Origin of the sequence: Devosia sp. FJ2-5-3 (assembly GCF_029201545.1) — a bacterium.
Lineage (GTDB): Bacteria > Pseudomonadota > Alphaproteobacteria > Rhizobiales > Devosiaceae > Devosia.
Genome location: NZ_CP104007.1, coordinates 1044815 through 1070831 on the forward strand (window position 1 = coordinate 1044815; position 26017 = coordinate 1070831).

A 26017-nucleotide genomic window follows, 5' to 3' on the forward strand; every position below is an offset into this window, starting at 1 on the left:
AGCCCAGACTACTCAGACTTCTGGATGTCGTAGGCGAAGAACTGGGAGTTCAGGCCGTTGATCGGGTAGCCGGTGACGTTGGCGGCCGAGACGACGATCTGGGGGTAGAGGTAGAGCCAGTTGCTGGCGGCGTCTTCGGCGATCAGCTCATTGGCTTCGGTCAGCTTGGCGACCTGATCCTCTTCGGTGGCGGCGGCTTCGCTGTCGGCGATCAGCTGGACGACCTCGGGATTGTTGTAGCCCCAGTAGAAGTCAGGATTGCCGTAGAAGACGATATCGCGGTGGTTGACGTGCTCCTGCAGCGTCGCCTCGAAATTCTTCTCCTGGTAGATCTTGGTGTACCACTCATTGGCGGTGATGATGTTGATATTCACCTTGACGCCGATCTTGGCATATTCGGCCTGGAGGAACTGCGCCACGATCGGGTGCGGATCGTAGTCGGGCGTGTCGAGGGTGAACTCGAAACCATCGGGATAGCCGGCTTCGGCCAGCAGCGCCTTGGCGCTTTCGACGTCATAGGCATCAACGCCGGTGAGGTCGACATACCAAGGGTCGGTCGGCGGCACGAAGGAGCCGATCAGCGTGCCATAGTCACCCCAGATGGAGTTGAGCAGGCGTGCCTTGTCGGTGGCGCGGGCGAGTGCCTTGCGGACCTTCACATTGTCGAAGGGGGCGACGCGGTCGTTATAGGCCAGCAATTCCTTGGTGGTGGAGGCGCCTTCGGTGACGGTGAAGGACGCATTGCCGGCGAACTGGGCGAGCGAATCCGGGCTCTGGACCGAGGTGATGATGTCAACGGCGTTGGTCAGCAGCGCGTTGTTGAGCGCGGTGGCGTCGGTGAAATAGGTGTAGATCACCTCGCCATTGGTCGGGGCTTCGCCCCAATAGGCGTCGTTGCGCTCGAGCGCCAGGGCCGAGCCGCGACGCCATTCGCCCAGCGTATAGGGGCCGGTGCCGTCAGCCGAAGCGGTGATGTCGGCGGCCGCGTCGTTCACCACCCAGACATAGGAGAGATTGTAGGGCAGCGACACCGAGCGGGCCGAGAGCGTGATGACAACGGTCTGGTCGTCGGGCGTCTCGATGGCGGTGATGGTCGAAAGGCTGCGCTTGCGCGAGCTCTTGGAGGCTTCGGCGGTGACGCGCTCGATGGAATATTTCACATCGGCCGCGGTCAGCGGGTCGCCGGAGTGGAAGCTGACGCCGGATTTGAGGGTGAAGGTGTAGGTGAGGCCATCTTCGCTGACCTCGTAGCCTTCCACCAGCCGGGGCTCGACATTGCCCTCGTCGGTGAGCTGGAACAGGGCCTCGTAGACATTGCCGTTGAAGGCTTCGTTGATGCCCTGGCCGGCGCCGGCCGTGTTGTCGAGGTTCTGCGGCTCATAGAGCGAGCCGATGCGGATGGTGGCATCGGGGTTGAAATCCTGCGCGAGGGTCGCGGCGGGCAGGGAAACGCCGGCCAGCAGAGCTGCTGCAAGGAGAAGGGTCTTGGTGGTCATGTGACGCTCCAGATGTTCGATGATTGTGATTTTAGAAGCGAACGCAGTTAATCACTACTCAGTGGATCGACATTGTTGTGCCGGGAACACAGCGGCTTTGGTATTTTGTACTCAGGGCGACGAGGCGAAGAGAAAAGCCATTCTATCCACACCTTCACAATCGGGCGGTTTTAGGATCGGGCTTCCGTCATAGGGGGCGTGACGGAGGGGTGGGCCGATAAGGGGCGCACAAAAGCTTGCGGTCGTTTCATTCTGCCATCACCATCATTGATGGGAGAATTTTCCGCTGGGCCGGATGCAAAAGCAGGAGGGCGGTCTTGTTAATCTCGACTTGGAAGATAGGGTCTAGGCACTTCCGGCGGGGCCTGTTCCGCCGGGTCTTGACCAGAGTTCGAAACCGAGTGCCCGCATGGACGTAAGCGTACAAAATGTTCGCAAGGAATTTGACCGGTTTCCGGCACTGCATGATGTCTCGCTGGACATTCGCTCGGGCGAACTGATTGCCTTGCTGGGGCCTTCCGGCTCAGGCAAGACCACGCTGCTGCGGCTGATTGCCGGGCTGGAAGCGCCGACGGCGGGCAAGATTTTTTTCGGCCACGAGGACGCTTCGGACAAGAGCGTGCAGGAGCGCAATATCGGCTTCGTGTTCCAGCATTATGCGCTGTTCCGGCATATGACGATTCTGGAAAACGTGTCGTTCGGGCTGAAGGTGCGTCCAAAGGCGCTGCGGCCGGCAGCGGGTGAAATTCGTCGCCGGGCGCTGGAATTGCTCGATCTCGTGCAACTGTCCGGCCTTGAAAAACGCTATCCCAACCAGCTTTCGGGCGGGCAGAGGCAGCGCGTCGCCTTGGCGCGGGCGCTGGCGATCGAGCCGCGCGTCCTGCTGCTGGACGAGCCTTTCGGGGCGCTCGACGCGCAGGTGCGCCGGGATCTGCGCAAATGGCTGCGCGAAATCCACGACCGGACCGGGCACACGACGGTTTTCGTCACCCACGACCAGGAAGAGGCGCTGGAATTGTCGGACCGGCTCTGCGTGATGAGCCAGGGGCGGATCGAGCAGGTGGGTACGCCCGATGATGTCTATGACAATCCGCAATCGCCGTTCGTCTTCGGGTTCATCGGGGAATCGAGCGCGCTGCCGGTGCGGGTGAGCAATGGCGAGTTCTGGCTCGACGACCGGCCGATCGGTGTCGCTGCGAAGGATCAGCCCGACGGGCAAGCCCATCTCTATTTCCGGCCGCATGATGTGGAACTGATCGAGGGCGGACCGGGGCTGGCGGGCGTCGTGGCCACCAGCCGCCGTGTGGGTGGCACGCGCCGGGTGGAACTGGACGTGGGTGGCGGCAAGCACCGGGTGGAGATCGACCTGCCATTCGATCATCCGGCCGGCGAGCGCAGCCAGATCGCGTTCCGGCCCAAGCGCTGGCGGGTGTTTCCGCCGCGCTGAGGCGAGCCGACCCGTGGGAAAGGGCTGGCCTCCGGCGGGAATAAGCGTACAATAAATGTTCTATTCTGCTTCGGTAGGAGAACATGCATTCTACTATACAGCTGATCGACCTGCTTGGGGCCGGGGCCCTGTTGCTCTGGGGGCTCAGGCTGATCAAGACCGGGGTGATGCGGGCCTTCGGGGCCTCGCTGCGCCATTGGATCGCCAAGGGCACGGGAAACCGGCTCTGGGCGGCGCTAAGCGGGTTCATGGCGACCCTGGCGCTGCAATCGAGCACGGCGACGGCCGTCATCACCGCGTCGTTTGCCGCCAATGGGGCGATCCGGCCGCGTATGGCGCAGGCGGTGATGCTGGGCGCCAATGTGGGGACCGCCATCGCGGCGGTGATCTTGTCGCTGGATGTGCACTGGTTCGCATCGGTGATGATGCTGGCCGGGGTGACGTTGTTTTCCCTCAGTCGGGATGCGCGGGGCAAGGGGCTGGGACGGGCATTCCTCGGGCTGGGGCTGATGCTGCTGGCGCTTCAGCTGGTGGGCAATATCACCGGGCCGCTGCGCGAATCCGAACTGATGATCGCGGTATTGAGGGGGCTGGGCGAGGCGCCGGTCTTTGCGCTGATCCTGGCGAGCGGGCTGGCCTTGATGGCCTCTTCGAGCCTTGCCATCGTGCTGTTCGTCGCCATGTTGGGGCAATCGGGCATTTTGTCGGCACCGCTGGCCATCGTGCTCGTCGCCGGCGCCAATCTGGGTGGCGCCATCCCGCCCTTTCTGGCGGTGCTGCGCGAAGGGCATGAAGCGCGGCGGCTGACGCTGGCCAATCTGGTGGTGCGGGCCATCGGGGCGATGGCGCTGACCATTTTTGCCGTTCCCCTGGCGCGGGTGCTGGTCGGTGTTTTGCCGAGCGCGCATGACTTGACCATTGCCATTCATGTCGGCTTCAACATTGTCCTGCTCGTGGTTTTCCTGCCGCTGATCGGGCCGATCGGCAAGCTGGCGGCGCTGGCGATCCCGGCGCCGACCCAGCCGGAACGGGGCGTGCGCTATCTCGATGAATCGGCGCTCGATACGCCCACGATCGCGTTGGCCGCGGCGGCGCGGGAGGCGCTGCGGGTCAGCGATATCGTGCTCAACATGCTCGAGGCCAGCTTGGCTGCGTTGCGGAAACCAGGGCCGGCGGCGCGGCGAACGATTGCCGGGCTCGACGACGATGTCGACCGTTTGCAGCACGCGATAAAGCTCTATCTCAGCCGGCTGGATAATGGGGATCTCGACGAGGAAGAGTCGGCGCGGGCCACCGAGATCATCAGCTACGCCATCAATCTCGAGCATGTGGGCGACATGGTCGAGGGCGGGCTCAATGAGGGCATCGCCAAGCTGGCCAAGCGGCAGGTGAAATTTTCCGCCGAAGGTTTTGCCGAAATCGTGGCGCTTTACGAAAAGACCATCGCCAACATGCAGCTCAGCCAGACCGTGTTCATGACGCGAGACCCGGTGCTGGCCCGGCAATTGGTGGCGGCCAAGGTCGAGGTGCGACGGCTGGAATCGCTTTCGGCCAAGGCGCATCTGCTGCGGGTGCGCCAGCGCGTGCCGGCGGCCATGGAAACCAGCTCGGTGCATCTCGACATGCTGCGTGACCTCAAGCGCATCAACGCGCATCTGGCCTCGGTGGCCTATCCCATTCTCGAAACCAAGGGCGAACTCGACGAGAGCCGGCTGCGCGATGCGCCCGGCTTCGAGCCCAGCCCGGCCGAAAAATAAGCGGAGATTTTGTGATGGATTACCAGGCCGTATTGGCGGACATGGTGGCGGTTGCGCGTGAGGCCGGGGCCCTGACGCAGGGCTATTTCGAGCGGTTTCGGGACATCGAAATCGGCATCAAGGGACCTGCCGATTTCGTCTCCGACGCCGACAAGAACAGCGAACTGCTCATTCGCAAATATCTCTTCGAGCGGTACCCGGACTGGAGTTTTACCGGGGAAGAATTCGAAGCCGTCGAAAGGGAGGGAGATCACCGCTGGCTGGTCGATCCGATCGACGGCACCACCAATTTCATCAACGGGATGGATTACACGATCTCGATCGCGCTGCGGCGCGGCAATGAGACCGTCTGCGGAGCGCTGTTCAATCCGGTGAACGGGGAAATGTTCACCGCCATCAAGGGGCAGGGCGCGTTCTGCAATGGCCAGCGCCTCAGCGTGAGTGGCCGGACGGATGTGGGGCTGTTCAATATCGGCACCGGGTTGGCGACGCCGGGACTATTCACCCATGACGGGTTTTATGCGCGGCTGGATGCGATCCGGGCCAAGGTGGGGGCGGTGCGCATTGTGGGCAGTTCGGCCAATAGCTGCGCCTTTGTCGCGCTGGGGCGGCTCACCGGCTATTTCGAGGAGAGCGGGCTGATCGACTGGGCGGTGGGCGTGCTGCTGGTGGAGGAGGCTGGGGGCGTGGTGAGCGATTGGTGGGGACGGGGGCCGGAATTTTACGAGCGTACAGGGTGTGTGATTGCGGCTAACCCGGCGACGCATGCGTATCTTATTGAGATGCTGAAGGATGCTCCGCGGAAGGATCCGAAGTAGGGGGCTGGGCACGGTACTTCCCTTCTCCCCTGAGGGGAGAAGGTGGCGCGAAGCGCCGGATGAGGGGTTCAGTGTCAGTGGTGTGATGATGGGCTTTCACCCCTCAGCTTGGCCAGCCAGTCGAGCCCATCTCTCAAGATTTTTCGGCCAACTGATGGGCATTCACCCCTCACCCCAACCCTCTCCCCTGAGGGGCGAGGGGGCTGATCGAGCGTGTGGAGAGCTCCACTTAGACTCTGGGGGCTGCTTAGGGTTCTCGGTACTTCCCTTCTCCCCTGAGGGGAAAAGGTGGTGTGTAGCGCCGGATGAGGGGTTCAGTGTCGGTAGTGTGATGATGGGCATTCACCCCTCACCCCAACCAGCCATTCGAGCATAGCTCTCATGGCCTTATCGCCTGAAATTGCTCCACCGGAGCAATTTTGCCTTCGGCCGGCTCGAAGTCCCCTAAGGGGCGAGGGGATTGGGCCCGTGCATTTGCACAGGGCGGGCTACTGAAGGACTTCTCGTCGCACGGTGCGCCCTAAGCCGCACCCATCAAATCAAGCACGCCTTCGGGGTCGTCGGTGGTGATTTGGTCGACGCGGAGCTCCAGAAGCCTGGCGATGAGGGGTTTTGTGGTGTCGTCGGCGGCTTTGATGGTCCAGGCGTCGACGCGGCGGTTGTTGGCGTGGAGGGCGGCGATGATGTCGAAGCCGGCGCGGTCGGCTTCGAGGATGAGGGCGTGGTGGAGATAGATCATCTCGGCCCTGGGCGCGGCGCGGAGCGCGTCGGTGGTGAAGGTGGCAAAGTCGCCGGTTTCCTGGAGGCGGGCGAGGGAGGCGCCGTAGCAGGGGTCGTAGCCGGTGCGGAGGCCGGGGGTGTGTTCGGCGAGGAGCGCAATGGCGTCGGCATCGCCCCCGGAAAGGATGAGGGCTGAGGCGATTGGGGCAACAGCGCTGGCAAAATTAGTGACGGCGCTAGGATCAAGCGCGGAAAGATCTTCCTTGAAATCGAGCTGCAGCAGGGCATCTGGATGGGGATGGTGCTTGGCCAGAAGGGCGCAGAGATCTTCGAGCAGCATGACGTGGTCGGGGATTGGGCTGCCGTCTTCGGAGCGGAGGTGGAGGGCGCGAAGTTGGACGGCGGGAGTGTCGACAACGCGGCCAGTGCCGGTGGTTTCACGCTCAAGCGTCTTGTCGTGGAGTACGGCGAAGCCGCGGTCGGCGTGGATGACGAGGTCGATCTCTACGCTGGCGCCAAGCTGCACGGCTTCCAGAATGCGGGCGCCGGTGAAGACCGGATCGGAGGCGCGGCGACGGCCGCGATGCCATTTGAGCCAGGTGCGGTGGGCGTTGCGAGTGAGATAGAGCGGGGCGGACATTGGCGGCTCGGGGTGGAAACTATTGGTTCTATCGCGCCCTTGGTCCTCTGGGAGGGGGCGTTGAGGAGGGAAAATTCCCCCTCCCGAGCTGCGCTAAGGCCCTTAGGGCCTAAGCTGCGCTTGCCCTCCCCTCAAGGGGGAGGGTGAAGGGGGCGGTGGTGGAGAGGGCCAGCGCTAAAGGCTGAACTCCTCATCCCAACCGACATTCGCTTGGCGAATTCGGTGTGCTACGCGACAAGCCGAAGAACCCCCACCCTCATTCCCTCCCCACGAGGGGGAGGGAGGCGCAGGAGCCGATGGTTTGGTAGGCTAGCGCGGCGGCTCATCCCGGCGCTAGCGCAGGAGATTTGCTGTCTTGGGCGCTCCTGAAGATCTGCTTGTCGTTGCGGTAGACGGCGACGGCGCGGGGGGTGAGATTGACACCTTGGCCGGTGGCGAAGAGGTCGGGGTGGGAGACCATGGCCTTGAGGCGGGTGCCGTCGGGCAGGGCGAGGTCGACAAGGCCGTGCGTGCCGAAATCGGTGACGCGGTGGACTTTTGCCTGGCCGGGTTCGGCGGCGACGAGGTCGAGCGTTTCGGGGCGGATGGCGAGGGTGGCCGGGCCGTCGGGCAGGGCGAGGGGCGTCGTAAAACTGTCGCGAGTGAACATGCCATTGGCGACGACGCCCTCGATGAGGTTCATGGTGCCGATGAAGCCAGCCACGAATGGGGTCTGGGGATCGCGATAGACCACATCGGGGCGGTCGATCTGCTCGGTGCGGCCATCGCGCATGACCACGATGCGGTCGGCCATGGAAAGGGCTTCGTCCTGGCCATGGGTGACGAAGAGCGTGGTGATCTTCAGGCGCTGCTGGATGTCGCGGACCTCTTCGCGTAGGCGCTCGCGCAGATGCTGGTCGAGGCTGGCGAAGGGCTCGTCGAGGAGGAGGATTTTCGGCTCGAGCACGAGCGAGCGGGCGAGGGCGACGCGCTGCTGCTGGCCGCCGGACAGCTGGGTGACGCGGCGGCTGCCATAGCCGCCCAGGCCCACGAGATCGAGCACGGCTTCAACGCGTTGCTTGATCTCGGCGGCGGGGAGACGGCGGAGTTTGAGGCCAAAGGCGAGGTTCTTGAACACATCCATATGGGTCCAGAGCGCGTGGCTCTGGAAGACCATGCCGGTGGGGCGCTTTTCGGGCGGCAGATGGGTGATGTCCTCGCCATCAATGGTGATTTCGCCCGAGGACAGGCGCTCGAAGCCGCCGACCATGCGCAGCAGGGTGGATTTGCCCGAGCCGGACGGGCCGAGCAGGCAGACCAGCTCGCCATCGTCCACCTCGAGCGAGAAATTGTCGACCGCCCGAACGGCGCCATTGGCGAAGACTTTTGTGACGTCTTTGATTTTCAGTACGGACATTTTTGTTCAGTTCCTGGGGCCGCGCTGAGGAATGTGACTTGCCCTGCAGCTCCGGCAAGAAGAGACCCCCACCTAACCTCCCCCTGGGAGGGGGAGGGATGCATCGCATTCGGGGAGGCATTTGGTGTGCCTGGCCTCGGTGTCATTCCCGCGAAAGCGGGAACCTCCGTTACCCAAACAGGGGTTCCCGCTTTCGCGGGAATGACCCGGTGTGGAGGAAAATCTGGGTCCGCCATCATGCGCCGAACCCCTTGGCAAACGAGCCGGAGTTGACGACGCGGCGGGCGAAGAGGAGGGCGATGAAGCTGGGGATCCAGAGGAGGACCGAGAGCACGGCGCCATATTGGATGACAGGCTGATTGTTGATGAAGGAGATCATCAGCACCGGCAGGGTGCGCACCTGGGGCGCGCCGATGAGCCAGGCGCCTTCGGTTTCGTAAAAGGTGCCGACAAAGCTGAGGAGCAGGGCAGCGGCGATGGTCGGGCCGGCCTGGGGCAAGGTGATGGACCAGAAGACGCGCAGCGGGGAGGCGCCGACATCGCGGGCGGCTTCTTCCATGCGTCGGTCGACGGCCTGGAAGGCGGCGACGGGAATCCAGATCATGAACAGAAGCGTGCCGACGAGCTGGATGAGGACCACGCCCCAAAACGTGCCGATGAGATTGAGCTGGAGGAAAATCCCGGCGATGGCGACGAGCAGACCGAATTTGGGGAAAGCGTGCCCGGCAAGGAACGAAAAGAACAAAATATTGCGGCCGGGGAAATCGAGCCGGGCAAAGGCATAGGCAGCGGGCAGGCAGATCAGCGCGGACAGCGCGGTGACCACCGTGGCCAGCGACAGGCTCATGGTGATCGAGCTCCAGACATCGGCGCGGGCCAAGGTCTGGTTCCAGAAGCGTAGGCCGAATTCCTGCGGGATGACCGAGGGATAGCGCCAGACATTGGTGAAGGCCCAGGTGCCGACGACCACCAGCGGGACAATGATGACGATGGTGAGGGTGACGGCAAAGAAGATGCCGACCCAGTCGATATTGCGTCTTGCGAGGGTGGCGGCCATGTCAGGGTGTCCTGTTCTTGGCGACGGAGCGCACATAGAAGAGGCCAAAGATGATGCAGAAGCCGAAGGTGACCACGGCCTGGGTGATGGCGTTGGTCGGATCGTAGAGATCGCGGAAGGTGCGCTGCATGAAGGGGCCCATCATTTCGGGCGCGGCGGGCCCGAGGATGTAGGGCAGGGTGAAGGCCGAAAAAATGCCGAGCACGGCAAAGGACACGGCCACCAGCATGGAATTGGAAATGCGCGGCAGGATGATGTGCCAGAAGAGCGCAAAGCGCCCGGCGCCGACATCGCGCGCAGCTTCGATGGATTGGGTGGATACATTGCCCAGGCCGGAGAGGAGGATCAGCACGGTCAGCGGGATATTGTCCCAGACGAGGCCGATGACCGGGCCCCAGGGGGTGAGATAGGGCGAGCGGATCTTTGGCAGGCCGACGGAATTGAGGAGGAGATCGGTGGTGCCATTGGGGCCCAGCACGCGGATGAAGGCGAAGGCCAGGATGATCGAGGGCACGAACATGGGGAAGATGGCCAGGCCCTGCACATAGGCGGCCAGCTTGCTGTCGGAAAAGCGCAGATAGAGCGCGATCGGCAGGCAGATGACGAGCAGCAGGACGGCGCAGACGCCGGTGGTCCACAAGGTCATCGACAGGTTTGAGAGCGAATAGCTGTCGGAAAAGAAGAACTGATAGGTGCTGGTTGCAAACTGGCGGCCGCCCTCGGGCGTGGGGAGCCACAGCGTCTGGATGACGGCAGAAACGATCGGCCAGATGACCAGCCAGATGACGAGAATAACCGGAGCCGCCACGAGCAGGAGGCCAAACGGCCTCCCGCGTTGGATGTGCTCAACTCCGGCGGAGCTGAGGGCGGAATTGGTCACGAATTGGGGTCCACATTGGGCGCCACGGTGCGGTACCAGCCATCATTGATGAGGCGTTCCCAATTGCCGCTCGGGAAGACCGGGATGGAATTGGGAATGACGTCGGCAAAGCGCTCGCGCAGGGCCGGATCGACATGATCCCAGGAGACGCCGGGGAAGCCGCCGAGCTCGGTCAGCACCGCGGACTGGATTTCCTCGGAGAGGACGAAATCGGCCAGCTTGAGCGCAAGGTCCTTGTTGACGCCATTGGAGAGGATGGTGATGCGCGAGAAGCCGCCGGGCAGGCCCAGATCCTGGAGCTGGACGAGGCCGGTGGTTTCGGGCAGCACGCCCTGTTCGATGGCCGAAAGGGCCTGGTCGGACCAGGCGGGGATCATGGTGACGGCCGATTGGCCGAGCAGCTGCAGCGATTGGGTGTTGCCCGAAGTATAGGCGCCGCCGTCGAAGAGGGAGGGGCCGATATCGTTGAGGATATCCCAGGCGCCCGGGAGCATGGCATCGCCGTTCTCCGGAGTGGCGTTCTCCACGGTAAATTTGGAGATGTCCTGGCCATTGGCTTCGAGCACGGCACGGCGGACAAAGTTGAGGCCCGAACCGCCCTTGTTGGGACGGTTGTAGATGAATTGGCCGGGATTGGCCTTGATCCATGCGATCAGGTCGGCCCAGGTCTTTGGCGCATTGGCCGGATCGAGCTTGGTCTTGTCGTAGGCGAGGAGCACCTGCGAGCCGCGATAGGGCAAGTTTTGCGGAATGTCCCGGGCCAGCGGATTGATCTTGGAATAGTTGGAGAGCCCGGCTTCCTCGAAATTGACCCAGAGGCCCTGATCGAGCGCACCAACGGGCTGGCGGGCATCAAAACCCTCGAAGAAATCGGCCTGCGGATCGGCATTGGAACCCATGGCGGCGAGGCCGCGCTCGGCGATGGCCTGCAGGCCCGCATTGTCGCCGCCATCCACCAGATTGATGGTGACGCCGGGATTGGCGGCTTCGAATTTGGGGGCCACCACATTGGTCCAGAAATCGAGAATGTTCTGGTCCGAGCTGGTGTACCAATCGATGCGGCCCGCTTCAGCGAAGGCAGAGCGGGGCAATAGAGCAACGCCGGCGGCGGCACCGGCGGCGAGCATGAAATCACGCCGTTTCATCAAACTTCTCCCTTTTCGAACGGATATTCCAGTTCGTGTCACAATGCACTCTGGATTTCATCGCACTGGCGTCGACTTTCCCGTCGGCAAGAGGTTAAGCCTCGCTTGAATTTGAAAGCAAGCGGAAAGCGCCATTTGCGATGGGAAAGCAAGTTGCGCGCAGAACTGAGCGTCTGCAGGTGACAGGGGGATGACGCCAAGATGACGTCTTCATGAAAACATCAATACTACTTAGTTTGTTGATTAATATGGATATTTTTCGAATGTGCGGGCGTGGTCGGTCGAGAGGGAAGGGATTGAAAAAAGCCCGGGGCTGAAAGGGTTTTGGCCAGGAGTTTCCGGCCGCGAGCCTTGGCTCGGTCGGAAATAAGGCAGGAGATGTATTGGTGGTGGCAGGTATCGTGTGGGGAGGAAGGCTCTGGAATGAAGCCTTTTTGGCTGGGGCCAAAAAAACATTCATTCCATTTTGGACGCCCTAGCCAAGGTAGATAGGGTTGCTGAGGGCGCGGCGAATGGGCCGGCTGGTAAGGTCCGTGCCCTTGAGCTGCCAGGGAAGCTCGCGGCCATCGAGGGCGGCGGTGAATTGGGCGACGAGGTTTTCGCGGCTGGCGTCTGCGATGATTTCGGCGCGGAGAAATTTCTGCGGGGCGATTGGGAGTGTCGCCTGCCAGTCGTCGGACGGGATGAGGATATCAGCGATGGGGCCGGTGGCATCGATGAGACTGAGCCGGTCGCCGGCTGCGCCCCGGATGATGACTTTGGGTTCTGTGAGGCTCCTGACCGTGCCGCCCATGGGGGTGTCGCCGGCGCTCAGTTCAAGATGGGGGCCGGTGGGGCTTTCGGTGACGTAGCCATGCCCCGATTTCATCGCCGCCAGAATGGCGTCTTCGCTGAGCTCTGGGAGCCAGAAAACGGTGGTCGGGCGGGCAAGGACGAGCGGGCCCTCGGGCATGAGCCGGTCGGGTTGATGGTAATCGGAGCCGCCAATGGCCGAGAGTTTCAGCCCTGCGGCGAGGCGCTGCTGGTAGCGCTCAAGCGAAACCCAGTTCCAGGCGAGCCAGGTGGATTGCCAGACTTCCTGGCAATCGGCGGCGGGGAAATCGTAATCCCAGGGAATAGTGGGCTTGTCGTGGTTGATGGAGAGAAGGCCACCCTTCTTATGCACGAGATCGGCGAGGACATGGGCGTCAGAGGGTTTGGTCATGCGGAAATCGATCCAGTCGTCGACGCCGTAGACATTGGCGTGGCCCACGGCGGTGGTGACTTCCATGGCCCGCACGAAGACGAGGTCCGGGCTGGAGTGCGGGTGGAAATAGCGGCGCTGGGTGATGGTGTTGTGATCGGCGATGGCGAGGAAATCGAGCCCGGCCTGTCTGGCGGCGGCGTGCAGGAGTTCGGGCGCGCCGCGGGCGTCTGAATGAAATGTGTGGCAGTGGAGGTCGCCCTTGTACCAGCCGGGCTGAGGGCGCACGGGGAGGGTGCGGGCGGGCTGGGGTTCTAGTGCGCGCGGGGTGGCGTCGAGGGTGATGTTTACCGTGGCCTCGGTGCCGTTCTCCGGCACCTTGTAGAGGCCGAGAATGACAGTCCAGATGCCGGGCTGGATCTCGCCATGAATATAGCCGGGCGTGGCGTCGTCGGTGGCGATGAAAAAGCTCTCCCGCGCGCCGCCGCTCCAGCCGCGAAAACCTTGCTCCGTGGGGTAGCCTTGGTCGCGCGGATCGAAGGCGCCGAGATCGATGATGCAGTCCTCGGCCTTGGGATAGGCGAGGGTGACATCGATGCGTGTCGTGCCGGCGGGGACCTCGAAGGGGATGTGGAAATAGGGGTTTTGCGACTGGTCGGCGCGGGTGATCTTTTGGGTGATCGTGGTCATGGGGCTAGCCGGAGGTTTGTGCGCTGGAGATACCCCCACCCTCGATCCCTCCCCCCAAGGGTGAGGGAGGCGATGGGGCGGTGGGAATGGCGGAAGTCGTCATGGGTGGCGTGCCTTGATGGGGCGAAATTGGGGACTTCTGGCGTGGGAAAGGCCCCCCTCCCTAGCCCTCCCCTCGAGGGGGAGGGTGGCATCGAGTTTGAGGCACCGTTTCGCCAAGTGAACCGGCTTCACCCTCCCCCTTGAGGGGAGGGAAGGGAGGGGGTGAAATGTCTTCCATCACCGTTGCTCCTTGCCCCCACCCGGCCTCCCCCTGAGAGGGGGAGGGGATTGATCGGGGCTCGCTGAATTCTCAGCCAACTCGATCTGTTCGTCCCCCTGTTTCAGGGGGAGGTTAGGTGGGGGTGGATCATTCCCCCGCGCCCGGGATGCGGTTGCCGTCGTGGTCGAAGAGGTGGATGTGCTCGGCGCTGAAGGAGAGGGTGACGATGTCTGCGATGTCGAGGTGGTCGTCGGTGAAGATGCGGGCGGTAAGGCGGATGCCGTCGCCGCGATCGATGGTGACGAGGCTTTCGGGGCCCATGTTTTCATTGGCAAAGAGCGGGGCAGTGACGGTGTTGATCGCGCCGGGGGAGGCGATGCCCAGATGCTCGGGGCGGATGCCGAGGGTGAGGTTTTCGCTTGTGGCGAGCGCCTTGCCGATGGAATCGGTCATGGGCAGGGGAGCGATGGTGAGGCCATCGGCCTTGAGCTGGAGTTTTCCATCGCCTTGGGTGCCGGTGACGGTGACAAGATTCATCGGCGGGTTGCCGACGAAATTGGCGACGAAAGTGGTGGCCGGGCGGCGATAGATTTCGATGGGCGAGGCGAACTGGACGATCTTGCCCTGGTCCATGACGGCGATGCGGGTGGCGAGCGCCATGGCCTCGGCCTGGTCGTGGGTGACGTAGACCGCCGTCATGCCCATGTCGCGCTGGAGATGATTGAGAAAGCCGCGCGCCTCGAGGCGCAGTTTTGCATCCAGATTTGAGAGCGGCTCGTCAAAAAGATAGATTTTTGCCGGGTAAACCAGCGCGCGGGCGAGCGAGGTGCGCTGTTGCTGGCCGCCCGAAATCTGGCTGGGAAGCCGGTCCATCAGATGGCCGATCTTGAGAACGTCAGCGACTTCCTTGGCACGGCCATGGCGCTTTTCGACGCTCTCGCCGCGAACCTTTAGCGGATAGGCGATGTTGTCGGCCAAATTCATGTGTGGATAGAGCGCATAGTCCTGAAACACCATGGCGATGTTGCGATCTTTGGGGTGGAGGTGGGTGACCTCCTCGCCGCCGATATAGATCTGGCCGGATGTGGGTGTTTCGAGGCCCGCCATCATGCGTAGGGAGGTGGTTTTGCCGCAGCCGGAGGGGCCGAGCAGGCAGACGAACTCACCATCGCCGATGGAAAAGCTGACATCGCTGACGGCGTTAAAGAGGCCAAAGCTCTTGGTGACGTTTCGGAATTCAACTGAAGCCATGAGGGATCAAGCCTTGATGCCGCCGAAGAACCGGAAGCCGAACTTCCAGCTGACGAAGAGATAGAGAGCGATGACGGGCAGCGAATAGATGAGCGAATAGGCGGCCAGGAGCGTGACGATGGGCGTGCCCGCTTCCGAATAGAAGGAATAGATGGCGACCGAGGCCGGCATGTTCTTGTCGCTGCGGAGGAGGATGAAGGGGATGAGGAAGCTGCCCCAGATATTGACGAAGCTCCACACCACGACGACGACAATGCCCGGGCGAATGACTGGCAGGGCGACATCGAAAAAGGCCTGAACCGGGGAGGCGCCGGCGACCATGGCGCTTTCTTCGTAGGATTTCGGAATGCTGTCGATGAAGTCGCGAAGGATGAACATGGCGGTGGGGAGGAGGCCACCGGCAAAGGTGAGAATAACCGCGAGGTGGGTGTCCATCAGCCCGGCGGCCGAAATGATGAGGAAGATCGGCACCATGGCGGCCGAGCCCGAAACCACTGAGGAAAAGAGCAGCAAAATATAGGTGACAGCGCCTTTGCCGGGGATGGAGGAGCGGGAGAGGGCGTATGCGGCAAGGGTTGCCGCAGCGCCGACGAGAATGACGCCCCCGACGGCCTGGATGAAGGAATTCCATAGGGCCTGTACAGCAAACGAATTGCCGAAGACGGTGACGAAATTACTGAGGGTCCACGGATCGGGCAGGGCGAGGCCAAGCTCGGCGCGGGCATTGAAGGGCGCGAATAGGAACCAGAGCAGCGGCAGGGCAAAAATGGCGCCGATCAGCGCGGCGAGGGCGGAAAAGGCGATGCGGCTGATAAAGGCGGGGAGCGAGAGGTTCATGGCTCAGGCCCTCTTCTTGCGGCCAAGGCTGAGATAGACCAGCGCAAAGGCGAGGTTGATCAGCATCATGATGACGCCCACGGCGGCGCCCTTGCCGAACTGGAAATCCTGGAAGGCGACGCGATAATTGTAGATCGACACCAGCTCCGTCCGGTAGCTCGGCCCGCCATTGGTGAGGAGGAACGGCGTGAAGGTGTTGAAGGTCCACATGGTGATGAGGATGAGATCGGTGACGATGTGGCCGCGAATGAGCGGCAGGCCGATGTCGCGGAATTTCTGCCATGAGGATGCACCGGCGACGTCTGCCGCCTGGAAATAGCTCGGCGGGATGGACGAGAAGGCCGAGTTGAACAGCATCATGGAGAAGGCGGCGCCGCGCCAGGTGTTGAAGACGACAATCACCCAGAAGGGGGAATCGAGCAGGAAATCGCCCGGCGGCAGGCCGACGCTTTCGAGCAGCATGTTGAGCGTGCCCTGGTCCCGATCGAGGAAGGCGAACCAGGCAAAGCCGATGACCACCTCGGGCAGGATCCAGGCGGCAATGACGAAGGTTTCGGTGATGCGTTTCACCCAGGGCGGCACGGTCTGGATGAGCCAGGCCAGCAACAGGCCGAGCAGGGCCTGGCCGATGAGGGCAGATGCCAGCACGAACTGGGTGGTGAGGATCAGCGAAAAGCCGAACTGACCGCGCTGGAAGAAGGTCGCGGGGTCAAACAGCGCCAGATAATTGGCGAGGCCGACGAATTCGGGATTGAGCGCGGTGCGGCCGAGCAGCGTGCGGTTGGTGAAGGAAACGAAGATCACCCAGAAGAAGGGGACGATGACGAAGACCGACACCAGAAGCCCCGCCGGGGTCAGGAAGGCAGCGCCAGCCCGGGCCGAGAGCAGGGCGAAGTTTCGGGGTTTTCGCCTCGTGGGGGCGGCGATGGGGTCAGTGGTCATTGGAGATCTGCCGCGTTCGCTGGTCGATGTCTTTGTGTGGTCGCCATATGGCTTGGCCGCTGGCTTCCGTCGGGCCTGACCCAAGGGTCGCTATCCGCGCGCGAGACCGCTTAATGGGGCTCTCCGAGTGACCCTCGGGTCAAGCCCGAGGGGAGCGCCGTGCGCGTGGCGGCATAGTGGCCGGGAGGATCGAGCCCCCGGCGCGCCGCAACGCGCCGGAGGGTGCCAGGGAGGGCTAGAGCAGGCTGACAGTGTTTTCTTCGCCGACAATGGCGATGACAGCCGATTTGTATTGGGCCATGGCCTCTTCGGGCGAGAGTTCGCCGGAGACGACGGCTTCAGTCATGCGCTGGATTTCCGAGGAGACCGCGTTGTAGTTGGGGTCGTTCGGACGCGCGGTGGTGAGCGGGAGCAGGGTTTGGCTGGTCTCGGTCAGGAACGGATTGTTGGGGATGGCCACGTCGGTGCGCGCGGTGATGCGCGGCTGGATGGCCTGGAAGGCTTCGAGCTGGGCCGGCTCGTTCATGAAGGAGAGGAAGGCCCAGGCTTCCTTGGGCGTGTCGGTTGCCGGATTGATGACAAAGCCGGTGCCGCCGGAAATGGTGACGAAATCCTGCCCGCGAATGCCGGCGCCGGGTTCCTTGGCCGGCATTTTGGCCCAGCCCTGGACCTCATCGCGATTGGCCACGGCAAATTCGGAGCCTTCGGGGGTGACGGAGCGATAGAAATAATCGCCCTCGACCAGAAGCGCGGTCACGCCGTCGCGGAAATTGGCAAAGGACCGGTTGCGGCCGTCAGCCAGGAGCTGGGCGCGCTGGTCGCCGAGCTTTTCGTCGACATAGATGGTCTTGTAGAGGTTGAGCGTATCGAGAATGCCCTGGCTCGAGACGATGAACTTGCCGTTCTCGTCGGTAACGGCTTCACCCGTGCCGAGCAGGACCATCCAGTAGCCCTGCATGGTGGTGGCTTCGCCCATGGCGACGCCGGCATTGATCTGGAGCGGGAAGCTGTCGGGCTTGGCCTTCTTGATGGCGCGGGCGGCGTCGAGCAGTTCTTCCCAGGAGGTGGGCTGCCAGGTGTCGGCGTCGATGCCGGCTTCGGCGAGGATATCCTTGCGCGTATTGATCATGCGCACGTCGGTGCCCAGCGGGATGCCGTAATATTTGTCCTGGTAGAGCATGAGGGCGCGCGAGCCTTCGGAGAGCGCCGCCCAGCCGGACCAGTCATTGACCTCGGGGCCGGCGACTTCGTCGAGGGATTTGAGGAGGCCCCCTTCCACGAAGGAGGGAATGAGGAAGCCGTCAAAGGCGGTGACGTCAGGACCGGCGCCGGTCGAGAAATCGAGCGCCAGTTGCTGGGTGAGCTGGGCGTCTTCGCCGCCGAACTGGTTCAGCTCGACATTGATGTCGGGATTGGCGGCTTCGAAAGCGGGAATGACGCTTTCCTCGATCCACTGCGCGGTGGCGCTGTTGACGCCGCCGATGACACAGCGGCAGGTGACGTTGAGATCGACGGCGAATGCGGGCAGCGCCACGGCGGTGGCACCGACAAGACCAAGCGCAAGACTGCGCAGACGATGAGTCATCGCAAAAATCCTCCCAAATGGTGGCTCCGAATTCTCCGGTAGCCGGCTATTGGCCTTGCTGATGGAATAAATCTTCCGGGCGTAGGCCAAAGTAGAATGAACACGTTTTCACTTATCGTCAATGCGGAGAATTCGCTTGATGCGACGACAAGGCTTTGGTGCGGCGCTTGAATGGCAGGGTTTTGCGACGTGGTGGTGACATTCCGGCGCTATTTGGGGCTGTCGCAAAATGTGGCGCCGCTTGACAGGCGGTGCTGTGATCGCCAGAGGATTGAACACGTTTTCATTTTTGAGAAGGCTGGCGGCAAGTGGCAGCAGGCGATATGGAGGAGGCGCCGCGGGGGCGGGCGACGGCGGAAATGGTCGCCGAGCGGGCCAATGTGTCCCGCGTTGCCGTATCGCGCGCCTTCAATCCCCATGCTTCGCTCAAGGCCGACAAGCGCGCGCTGATCCTCAGAATAGCGCAGGAGCTGAACTATACGCCGGACCGCGCGGCGCGGGCGCTGGTCAGCGGGCGGTCGCACCTTGTGGGGGTAATTGTGCCCGATGTGTGCAGCTATTGGGAAAGCCAGGAAATCGATGCGCTGACCACGGCGCTGCAGGCCGAGGGCTTCGCCACGCTGCTGTTCAAGACGCGCACCGACTATTCCATGGACGAGCAATTGCTCGCCTATATGCGCGGGTTCAATCCGGATTCGGTGATTGCATTCGTCGAGAACGTGAAGCCGAAAACGCTGGCTCGGTTTCTCGATCGGGCGGTGCCGATCTATGTGCATTACCCGATGGAAGGGGAGGAGGAGCCGAAAGGCGGGCCACTGCATGACCGGCTCAACGTGCTGCAGCGGGACGGGATCGAGCAGGCCGTGGCGCTTTTGCAGGGCTTTGGCGCAAGGCGGATTGCCTATGTGTCAGGCGTCGACAAATCCCAGGCCAATGGCGCGCGCGAACAGACGCTGCGCGAGGTGATGGAAGAGCGCGGCATGGAGCCGCCCATCGTGGTGCGCGGGGATTTTTCCTATGAGGCGGCCTATCAGTCGACCATCGACTTGTTTCGGATCGGGGAGGGGGCGGACGCCATTTTTGCGGCCAATGACGTGGGGGCGTTCGGGGCCATGGATGCCTTGCGGCACGAGCTGAAACTACGGGTACCGGAAGACGTAAAGGTGGTGGGCTTTGACGACATCGCCCAGTCGCACTGGAAAAGCTACAATCTCACCACGGTGAAATTCGACCTCGACGAGCGGGTGCGGGCGCTGGTGCGGCTGATCCTGCGGCGTCTCAACAGTCCCGATGCTCCGGGCCTTCAGGAAACTCTCAACACAAGGCTCGTCGTGCGCGGCACGGTCGGCTGACGGCGATTTTCATGACCGACACGCTCATCCATCTGGTTTTCAAGACCCATCTCGATATCGGCTTTACCGACCACGCGGCAAAGGTGCGGCGGCAATATCATGAGCAGTTCATCCCGCAGGCGATTGCCACGGGAGAGCATTTTTATGCCGAGAACCCCGAGGCGCCGGAATTTATCTGGACGACGGGCGCCTGGCTGATCTGGGATCATCTCAATTCGCAGGATGGAAACAAGGTCAAGCGGCTGGAGCGGGCCATCGAGCGCGGGCTGATCGCCTGGCATGGGCTGCCGTTCACCACCCATACCGAGCTGATGACGCCGGCCCTGTTTCGGGCGGGGCTATCCTATGCGCAGGAGCTGGATCGGCGGTTCGGGCGGGCAACCATCGCGGCAAAAATGACCGACGTGCCGGGGCATACGCTGGGCATGGTGCCATTGATGGCCGAGGCGGGGCTGAAATTCCTGCATCTGGGGGTGAATACGGCCAGTCCTGTGCCTGATGTGCCGCCGATCTTCCGCTGGCAGGCGCCGGGCGGAGAGGAGATCGTGGTCATGTACCAGGCCTCCTATGGGGCGACGGATTTTCCGGCCGGGCCGGACATTGGCCTCAGCTTCGCGCACACCAATGACAATATCGGCCCCCAGAGCGTGGGGCAGACGGTGGAAGCGCTGCGGCATCTGCGGTCCGAGCATCCGGACGCGCGGGTGATAGCCTCGACGCTCGATGCCTTCGGGGCCGAGATGTGGGCGCGGCGCGAGAATTTTCCGGTGGTGACAGAGGAGATCGGCGACAGCTGGATCCACGGCGTCGGCACGGACCCGGAAAAGCTGCGGCATTTCAGGGCGCTGGGGCGGCTCTATGACGAATTTTCGGCCGAGGCGCTGACGCCGGAGCGGTTGGCCTTCGGGCGCGGGCTGACGCAAGTAGCCGAGCACACCTGGGGCGTCGATATAAAAACCTATCTTCGGGACGAAACGGCCTGGGACCGGGAGGATTTCGAGGCGGCGCGGAGAAACGATTATCGCTTCCACTATACCGAGGCGAGCTGGGCCGAGCAGCGGGCCTATCTCGATGCGGCAATTGCTCAATTGTCTGATGCGGACCGAGCCCGGGCCGACGCGGCACGCAACGAGGTTTTGGTGCCGGCTGAGGCAGAGGCCGGAGCTGGCGATAGGCTGGAGAGCAATGGCTGGGTGGCCGGGATTGATCCGGCCACGGGCGATATTTCGGTGCTCATGGCGCCGGATGGGCGGCGGCTTGCGGGGCAGAACGGCTGCCTCTTCGGCTATCGGCATGAAAGCTATGACTGGGCCGAATTGCAGAGACATCTCGACAGCTACCTGATGCACCGGGAGGTCTGGGCCATAATGGACCATGACAAGCCCGGGCTGGGCGCCGCGAAGACTGCGCGGAATGCCAGGTTTGTGCCTGAAGGGCTGGGTGTTTCGGAGGATGGCGCGCGCGTACTCGGGCGCATGCCTGAGGAGGCTCGCGTAGCGCTGGGCGCGCCGGATCGGCACGAGATCATCCTGCGTGGCGTCAGCGCGGATGAGGCGGAAATCACGCTGGTCTTGCGCGGAAAACCGGCAAATCGAATGCCGGAGGCAGGGTTTTTCCTCGTGACGCCGGAGGGAAGCGACTGGCGACAAGAGAAGATGGGGCTTTGGCACAGGACGCAGGACATTGTGCGGCGCGGGGGCGGGCAATTGCAGGCGGTCTCGGCGCTGCGCTGTGGGGCGACAGAGTTTGCCCTGCTCGACAGCGCATTGGTGGGGCCGGCCGGGGCGCCGTTCATTCCGTTCCAACCCGAAGTGCCGGATTATTCGGAAGGGGTGCGGATCAATCTCTACAATAACAAATGGGGGACGAATTTTCCCATGTGGTGGGAGGGGGATCTTGTCAGCCGCGTGCGGGTGACGTTGGGGTAGCGGCGGCACGCTAAGATAGTCGGTCATGCTGGCAGCCCTTTAAGAACCCCCTCCCCACCCCTCCCCCTTGAGGGGAGGGGTGGGGAGGGGGCTTGCGACATTCAGAAGGCCGGCGAATCAGAGGTTCCCGCTTTCGCGGGAATGACATTGTGGGTGTGGCGCGCTCCCGATGATCATGGAGGCTCTGCGGCGCAAACCCCTTGCACCGATTGCTGTGGCAAAGTTCCGGCTGCGCTGGATATGTGGCGCTGGGGGGTGCAGATTTGCTCTCAAGTTTGCCAGCTCCAGATTGGATCCGCGCCGTGCCCTTTCCCGATATGACCCACCCCGCCATCGACGCCTATGAAAGCGCGGTGACAGTGCCTGCTGACTTTTCCGAGTTCTGGGCGCAAACCATTGCCGAGGCGCGGGCAGCCGGGGGCGAGGTCAGCATGGTGCCGGCGGATACGACGCTGAAACTGGTCGAAGTGTTCGATGTGACCTTCCCCGGATTTGGCGGACATCCTGTAAAAGGCTGGCTGGTGCTGCCGAAGGCGCGGGCGGAAAAACTGCCGCTGGTGGTGCAATATATCGGCTATGGCGGCGGGCGGAGTTTTCCGCATGAGCTGCTGCACTGGGCGGCATCGGGCTTTGCCTATTTCCGCATGGATACGCGCGGGCAGGGGTCGAGCTGGAGCATGGGCGGCACGCCTGACCCTGTCGGCACCCAGCCGTCCATTCCCGGCGTGATGACCAAGGGCATCCTCGACAAGAACGACTATTATTATCGCCGCGTGTTCACCGATGGCGTGCGCGCCATCGATATGCTGATCGACCAGGGCTTTGTCGATGAGACCCGGATCGCGGTCTGCGGCGGCAGCCAGGGCGGCGGCATTTCGCTGGCGGTGGCGGGGATCGATAGTCGGGTCAAGGCGGTGATGCCGGACGTTGCCTTCCTCTGCGATTTTCCGCGGGCGGTGCGGGTAGCGGGGCGCGATCCCTATCTCGAGATCGTCCGCTTCCTGGCCCAGCATCGGGACAAGCGCGAAACCGTCTTCGACACGCTGCGCTATTTCGACGGCGTCAATTTTGCGCGGCAGAGCAAGGCGGCGGCACTGTTTTCGGTGGCGATGATGGACGATATCTGCCCGCCCTCGACGGTCTATGCGGCCTACAAGGCCTTTGCCGGGTCGGACAAATCGATCGTGGAATATGAATTCAACAACCACGAAGGCGGAGGGCCGTTCCAGGATCGCGAGCAGATGAAGTGGTTGTCGGAGCGCTTTGGGGTCTGACGTCCTTCTGCGACAGCGACACCGATACACAATGTCATCTCCGCGAACGCGGGAATGACACGGTGAAAGGCTGCTTCTGTGCGCCGCATTCCATAATTCCCGCCGCTGCCTCTTGATCTGCTCAAAAAACGCAAATATTGCGTAGGTAGGGCAGGAGATCGCAGGAATGGCCGCTAAGCGCGCAAATCAGGCCGATATCGCCGAAAAGCTGGGGGTGTCGGTTTCCACCGTCTCCCGGGCGCTGGCCAATGAAATTGGCATCAGCGACGCGGTGCGGCGCGATGTGCAGCGCGTGGCGCGAATGCTGGGCTACAAGAGCAAGCACATTCCGGCCACGGGCAGTCTCGACAAGCGGGCCGTGGCGCTGGTGCCGCTGAGCGGGGCCATGGGGAGTCTCGCCAGCTTCTATCACGGCATTGTCGAAGGCATGCGGACGCAGGCCGCCGAAGCCGGGATCGCGCTCGATGTGCGCCTCATCAACGAAGAAATGGTGACGCTCGATTTCGTCCATAAGCAGGTGACGAAGTCGGATGCGTCGGGGGTTATTCTGGCGGGGATCGACCCCGGCGCCGAATTGGTCGACTGGGCCGCCGAGGAGGACATTGCCGTGGTCCTGGCCAATGGCATCGACCCGCTGATGCGGCTGAGTTCGGTGTCTCCCGCCAATTTTCACGGCGCCTATATGGCGACCCAGCACCTCATCGATGCCGGGCATCGGAAAATCCTGCACTACACATTCCGGCACCGCCCGACCATTCGCCAGCGCCAGCGCGGGTTCGAAGCAGCGATCGCCGACCACCCGGAAACCGAAGGCGTCGTGGTGTTTTCCAATGAGGTCGGCACCAAGGCGCTGCTCGAGAATTTCCTCGCCGGGGCCTATGATGTGACCGCGATGTTCTGCTGGAATGACGGAGTGGCGGTGTCGATGGTCGAGACATTGCTCGGGCCCGACACATCATTGCCGCCGAATTTTTCGATCATGGGGTTTGACGATCTGCCGATCGCCGGCATGGCCAATCCGCGCCTGAGCACGGTGCGGGTCGATCGCGAGGCTATCGGGCGGGGCGCCATTCGTCTGCTGAGCCAGCGCATGGATGGCGAGATGGCAGTGCAGCATTTGCAGATCGGCCTGTCGCTGGTGGCGGGCGAGACTGTTGTCTCGATCTGACGCAAAAATTTTCCGAGTAATTTTTCCCTGTAACGCCCGGTTTTCTGTCGCGGAAGGCTGATTTTCACGGCGCATGAATTTGATAAACAACTGCAAATTACGCAAACTTGCGTAAATTGCATGAATTGCGCAAATTGCTTGAGTTTGCGCAAAACTCCTCCTAGCTTGCTGTAGCGTGCAAAGAACGCCAGGCCGAAGGACGGCCGCAATGGGAGGAAGACATGATCAAGACCCGTCCCCCAAGGGGGAAGTATTCGGTCCGCGTCGCATTCGGTGCGATGGCCACTGCGCTTATGCTTACCACCGCCGCTCTTGCCCAATATCAACAAGCGCCCGAACTGGATGCGCAGGTCGAGAGCGGCGCATTGCCGCCGGTTGAAGAACGCCTGCCCGCCAATCCGCTCGTCGTCGAGCCGGTCGACAGCGTCGGCACCTATGGCGGCACCTGGCGCAGCGCGCTGCGCGGCGGGCTCGACAATGCCTGGATCGCCCGCACCGTCGCCTATGACGGCCTCGTTCGTTATGACCGCGAATGGAAGGAAATCATCCCCAATCTGGCCGAAAGCTGGGAGGTCAGCCCGGATTCCCGCACCTATACTTTCAAGCTGCGTGAGGGGCTCAAGTGGAATAACGGCACCCCCTTCACCAGTGCCGACATCGCCTTTGCGGCCGAGCTCTTTTCCGAGCCCAGCTATGGCGCCGGCACCTTCATGAAGAACCCGAACAATCCGGTGAGTGTCGAGGTCATCGACGACACCAGTTTCCGCTTCGTGTTCGAGCATCCCAATGGCCTGATCATGGACGATCTGGCCAGCGTCAACGGCTTCACCGTGGTGTCGCTGAACAAGGAATATTGCAGCCAGTTCTATCCGAAATACAATCCGGATGCGGCGGCCAATGCCAAGGCGGCCGGCTTCGAGACCTGGGAGCTGCACATGACCGACCGTTGCTCGTGGGCGACGGAAACGATCCGCTGGGCCAATCCCGATTTGCCGATGATGAATGCCTGGATGATCGACGAGCCGCTGACTGGTGACGCGACCCGGGCCAGCTTCAAGCGCAATCCCTATTATTGGAAGGTCGACACCGAGGGCAACCAGCTGCCCTATATCGACCGGCTCGATATGCGCGTGTCGGACTCGCTCGAAGAAATCACGCTGATGGCGCTCAATGGCGAGATCGACTTCCAGGATCGCCATATCGCCACGGTGGCCAACCAGCCGCTGTTCTTCGATGGACAGGAGGGCGGGGATTACCGGCTGGGCGCCAATGTGCCCTCGTCGATGAACACACTGATGCTGCAGTTCAACCTCAACCATGTCGATGAAAAGCGCCGCGAACTCTTCGCCAACAAGGATTTCCGCATCGGGGTGAGCCATCTGCTCGACCGCCAGGAAATCATCGACGTGGTCTTTACCGGACAGGGCGAGCCCTTCCAGGCCGCACCGCGCCCGGAAAGCCCGTTCTATGACGAGGAAATGGCCAAGCAATATACCGAGTTCGATCCGGATGCGGCCGAAGCCGCGTTTACGGCGGCGGGCCTCAAAAAGGGTGGCGACGGGGTCTATGCCTTTGCCGACGGCTCCCCGCTCAAGATCACCATCGACATGATCTCGTCGTTCCGCTCGGAATGGGTGGACATGATGGAGCTGATGCAGCTCCAGCTCGAGGCCGGCGGGCTGGATATCGAGCTCAACAATATCGATCGCACGCTCTATTACGACAAGCGCCCGACAGGGGATTTCGATGCCCAGATCTGGCAGGGCGATGGCGGCCTCGATGTGGTGCAGGAGCCGCGCTACTACATGGCCTCGGGTGACGAATCCGTCTGGGGCTATCGCTGGGCGCAATGGTTCAACGGCTCTCGTCCCGAAATCGCCGAAGAGCCGGTCGATTGGGCCAAGGCGCAGATGGATCTTTACAACCAGATCCGCGCCGAAGGCGATCCCGCCAAGCGCTCGGATTTGATGAAGCAGATCCTGGCCATCGCCAAGGAGAACTTCCCGGTCATCGGCGTCAGCCTGCCGGGCGAGGGCTACTACATCGCCAAGAACAACATGCGGAACATCGCCGAGCCGATGCTGCATGCCTATCTCTACCCGACCCCGGGCCCCTATGACCCGTTCCAGTGGTATTTCGCCCAGGAATAGGTCCTCCCCGGCTCCCGCGGCCCCTCCCAACGGGCCGCG

19 protein-coding genes are annotated in these 26017 nt (G+C 62.5%); 8 read left to right on the top strand and 11 right to left on the bottom strand.

Going from position 1 to position 26017, the window contains the following annotated elements; translation table 11 throughout:
* Window positions 1–8 precede the first annotated feature (8 nt).
* A complete protein-coding gene (locus N0P34_RS05040) occupies window positions 9–1496 on the bottom strand; it encodes an ABC transporter substrate-binding protein (RefSeq protein WP_275605922.1) in 1488 nt (495 codons plus the stop codon).
* Between the two features lie 409 nt (window positions 1497–1905).
* On the opposite strand from N0P34_RS05040, the gene N0P34_RS05045 reads away from it, so the two are divergent.
* The 3 genes from N0P34_RS05045 (at window position 1906) to N0P34_RS05055 (ending at window position 5518) form a co-directional block, all read left to right on the top strand.
* Window positions 1906–2943, top strand: coding sequence for a sulfate/molybdate ABC transporter ATP-binding protein (locus N0P34_RS05045; RefSeq protein ID WP_275605923.1), 1038 nt, complete (start codon window positions 1906–1908; stop codon window positions 2941–2943).
* A gap of 83 nt (window positions 2944–3026) precedes the next feature.
* Window positions 3027–4700, top strand: a complete 1674-nt coding sequence (locus tag N0P34_RS05050) for a Na/Pi cotransporter family protein (protein WP_275605924.1) — start codon at window positions 3027–3029, stop codon at window positions 4698–4700.
* A gap of 14 nt (window positions 4701–4714) precedes the next feature.
* Window positions 4715–5518: an inositol monophosphatase family protein gene (locus N0P34_RS05055; RefSeq protein WP_275605925.1), complete on the top strand. Its 804-nt coding sequence runs from the start codon at window positions 4715–4717 to the stop codon at window positions 5516–5518.
* A 520-nt stretch (window positions 5519–6038) separates the two neighbouring features.
* Here the strand turns inward: N0P34_RS05055 and N0P34_RS05060 are convergent.
* The 10 genes from N0P34_RS05060 to N0P34_RS05105 form a co-directional block, all read right to left on the bottom strand.
* The gene (locus tag N0P34_RS05060) at window positions 6039–6878 is read right to left on the bottom strand and encodes a glycerophosphodiester phosphodiesterase family protein (protein WP_275605926.1); all 840 of its coding nucleotides are present in this window, start codon (window positions 6876–6878) and stop codon (window positions 6039–6041) included.
* 322 nt (window positions 6879–7200) lie between these two features.
* On the bottom strand, window positions 7201–8274 hold the full coding sequence (locus N0P34_RS05065) for an ABC transporter ATP-binding protein (protein ID WP_275605927.1): 1074 nt from the start codon (window positions 8272–8274) through the stop codon (window positions 7201–7203).
* A gap of 235 nt (window positions 8275–8509) precedes the next feature.
* Complete coding sequence (locus tag N0P34_RS05070; protein WP_275605928.1) at window positions 8510–9331, bottom strand: ABC transporter permease subunit; 822 nt, start codon at window positions 9329–9331, stop codon at window positions 8510–8512.
* A gap of 1 nt (window position 9332) precedes the next feature.
* Entirely contained in the window at window positions 9333–10211 is an 879-nt protein-coding gene (locus N0P34_RS05075; RefSeq protein WP_275605929.1) for an ABC transporter permease subunit, read from the bottom strand.
* On the bottom strand, window positions 10208–11356 hold the full coding sequence (locus N0P34_RS05080) for an extracellular solute-binding protein (RefSeq protein WP_275605930.1): 1149 nt from the start codon (window positions 11354–11356) through the stop codon (window positions 10208–10210). The genes N0P34_RS05075 and N0P34_RS05080 overlap by 4 nt, the downstream gene beginning before the upstream one ends.
* 475 nt (window positions 11357–11831) lie before the next feature.
* Complete coding sequence (locus N0P34_RS05085; RefSeq protein ID WP_275605931.1) at window positions 11832–13229, bottom strand: CehA/McbA family metallohydrolase; 1398 nt, start codon at window positions 13227–13229, stop codon at window positions 11832–11834.
* Window positions 13230–13638: 409 nt separating this feature from the next.
* Window positions 13639–14742, bottom strand: a complete 1104-nt coding sequence (locus N0P34_RS05090; RefSeq protein ID WP_275605932.1) for an ABC transporter ATP-binding protein — start codon at window positions 14740–14742, stop codon at window positions 13639–13641.
* Window positions 14743–14748: 6 nt separating this feature from the next.
* On the bottom strand, window positions 14749–15579 hold the full coding sequence (locus N0P34_RS05095; protein ID WP_275605933.1) for a carbohydrate ABC transporter permease: 831 nt from the start codon (window positions 15577–15579) through the stop codon (window positions 14749–14751).
* 3 nt (window positions 15580–15582) lie between these two features.
* Window positions 15583–16521: a sugar ABC transporter permease gene (locus N0P34_RS05100; RefSeq protein ID WP_275605934.1), complete on the bottom strand. Its 939-nt coding sequence runs from the start codon at window positions 16519–16521 to the stop codon at window positions 15583–15585.
* Between the two features lie 235 nt (window positions 16522–16756).
* On the bottom strand, window positions 16757–18106 hold the full coding sequence (locus tag N0P34_RS05105; RefSeq protein ID WP_275605935.1) for an extracellular solute-binding protein: 1350 nt from the start codon (window positions 18104–18106) through the stop codon (window positions 16757–16759).
* Between the two features lie 308 nt (window positions 18107–18414).
* Here N0P34_RS05105 and N0P34_RS05110 point away from each other — a divergent pair, with 308 nt between their 5' ends.
* The 5 genes from N0P34_RS05110 to N0P34_RS05130 all read left to right on the top strand — a co-directional run bounded on the left by N0P34_RS05110 (window position 18415) and on the right by N0P34_RS05130 (window position 25978).
* The gene (locus N0P34_RS05110) at window positions 18415–19458 is read left to right on the top strand and encodes a LacI family DNA-binding transcriptional regulator (protein WP_275605936.1); all 1044 of its coding nucleotides are present in this window, start codon (window positions 18415–18417) and stop codon (window positions 19456–19458) included.
* 11 nt (window positions 19459–19469) lie between these two features.
* Window positions 19470–21386 (top strand): DUF5054 domain-containing protein, encoded by a 1917-nt coding sequence (locus tag N0P34_RS05115; RefSeq protein ID WP_275605937.1) that lies wholly within the window; start codon window positions 19470–19472, stop codon window positions 21384–21386.
* A gap of 302 nt (window positions 21387–21688) precedes the next feature.
* Window positions 21689–22660 (top strand): acetylxylan esterase, encoded by a 972-nt coding sequence (locus tag N0P34_RS05120; protein WP_275605938.1) that lies wholly within the window; start codon window positions 21689–21691, stop codon window positions 22658–22660.
* Between the two features lie 166 nt (window positions 22661–22826).
* Complete coding sequence (locus N0P34_RS05125) at window positions 22827–23828, top strand: LacI family DNA-binding transcriptional regulator (protein WP_275605939.1); 1002 nt, start codon at window positions 22827–22829, stop codon at window positions 23826–23828.
* A gap of 221 nt (window positions 23829–24049) precedes the next feature.
* Complete coding sequence (locus tag N0P34_RS05130) at window positions 24050–25978, top strand: ABC transporter substrate-binding protein (protein WP_275605940.1); 1929 nt, start codon at window positions 24050–24052, stop codon at window positions 25976–25978.
* The last annotated feature ends 39 nt before the right edge of the window (window positions 25979–26017 follow it).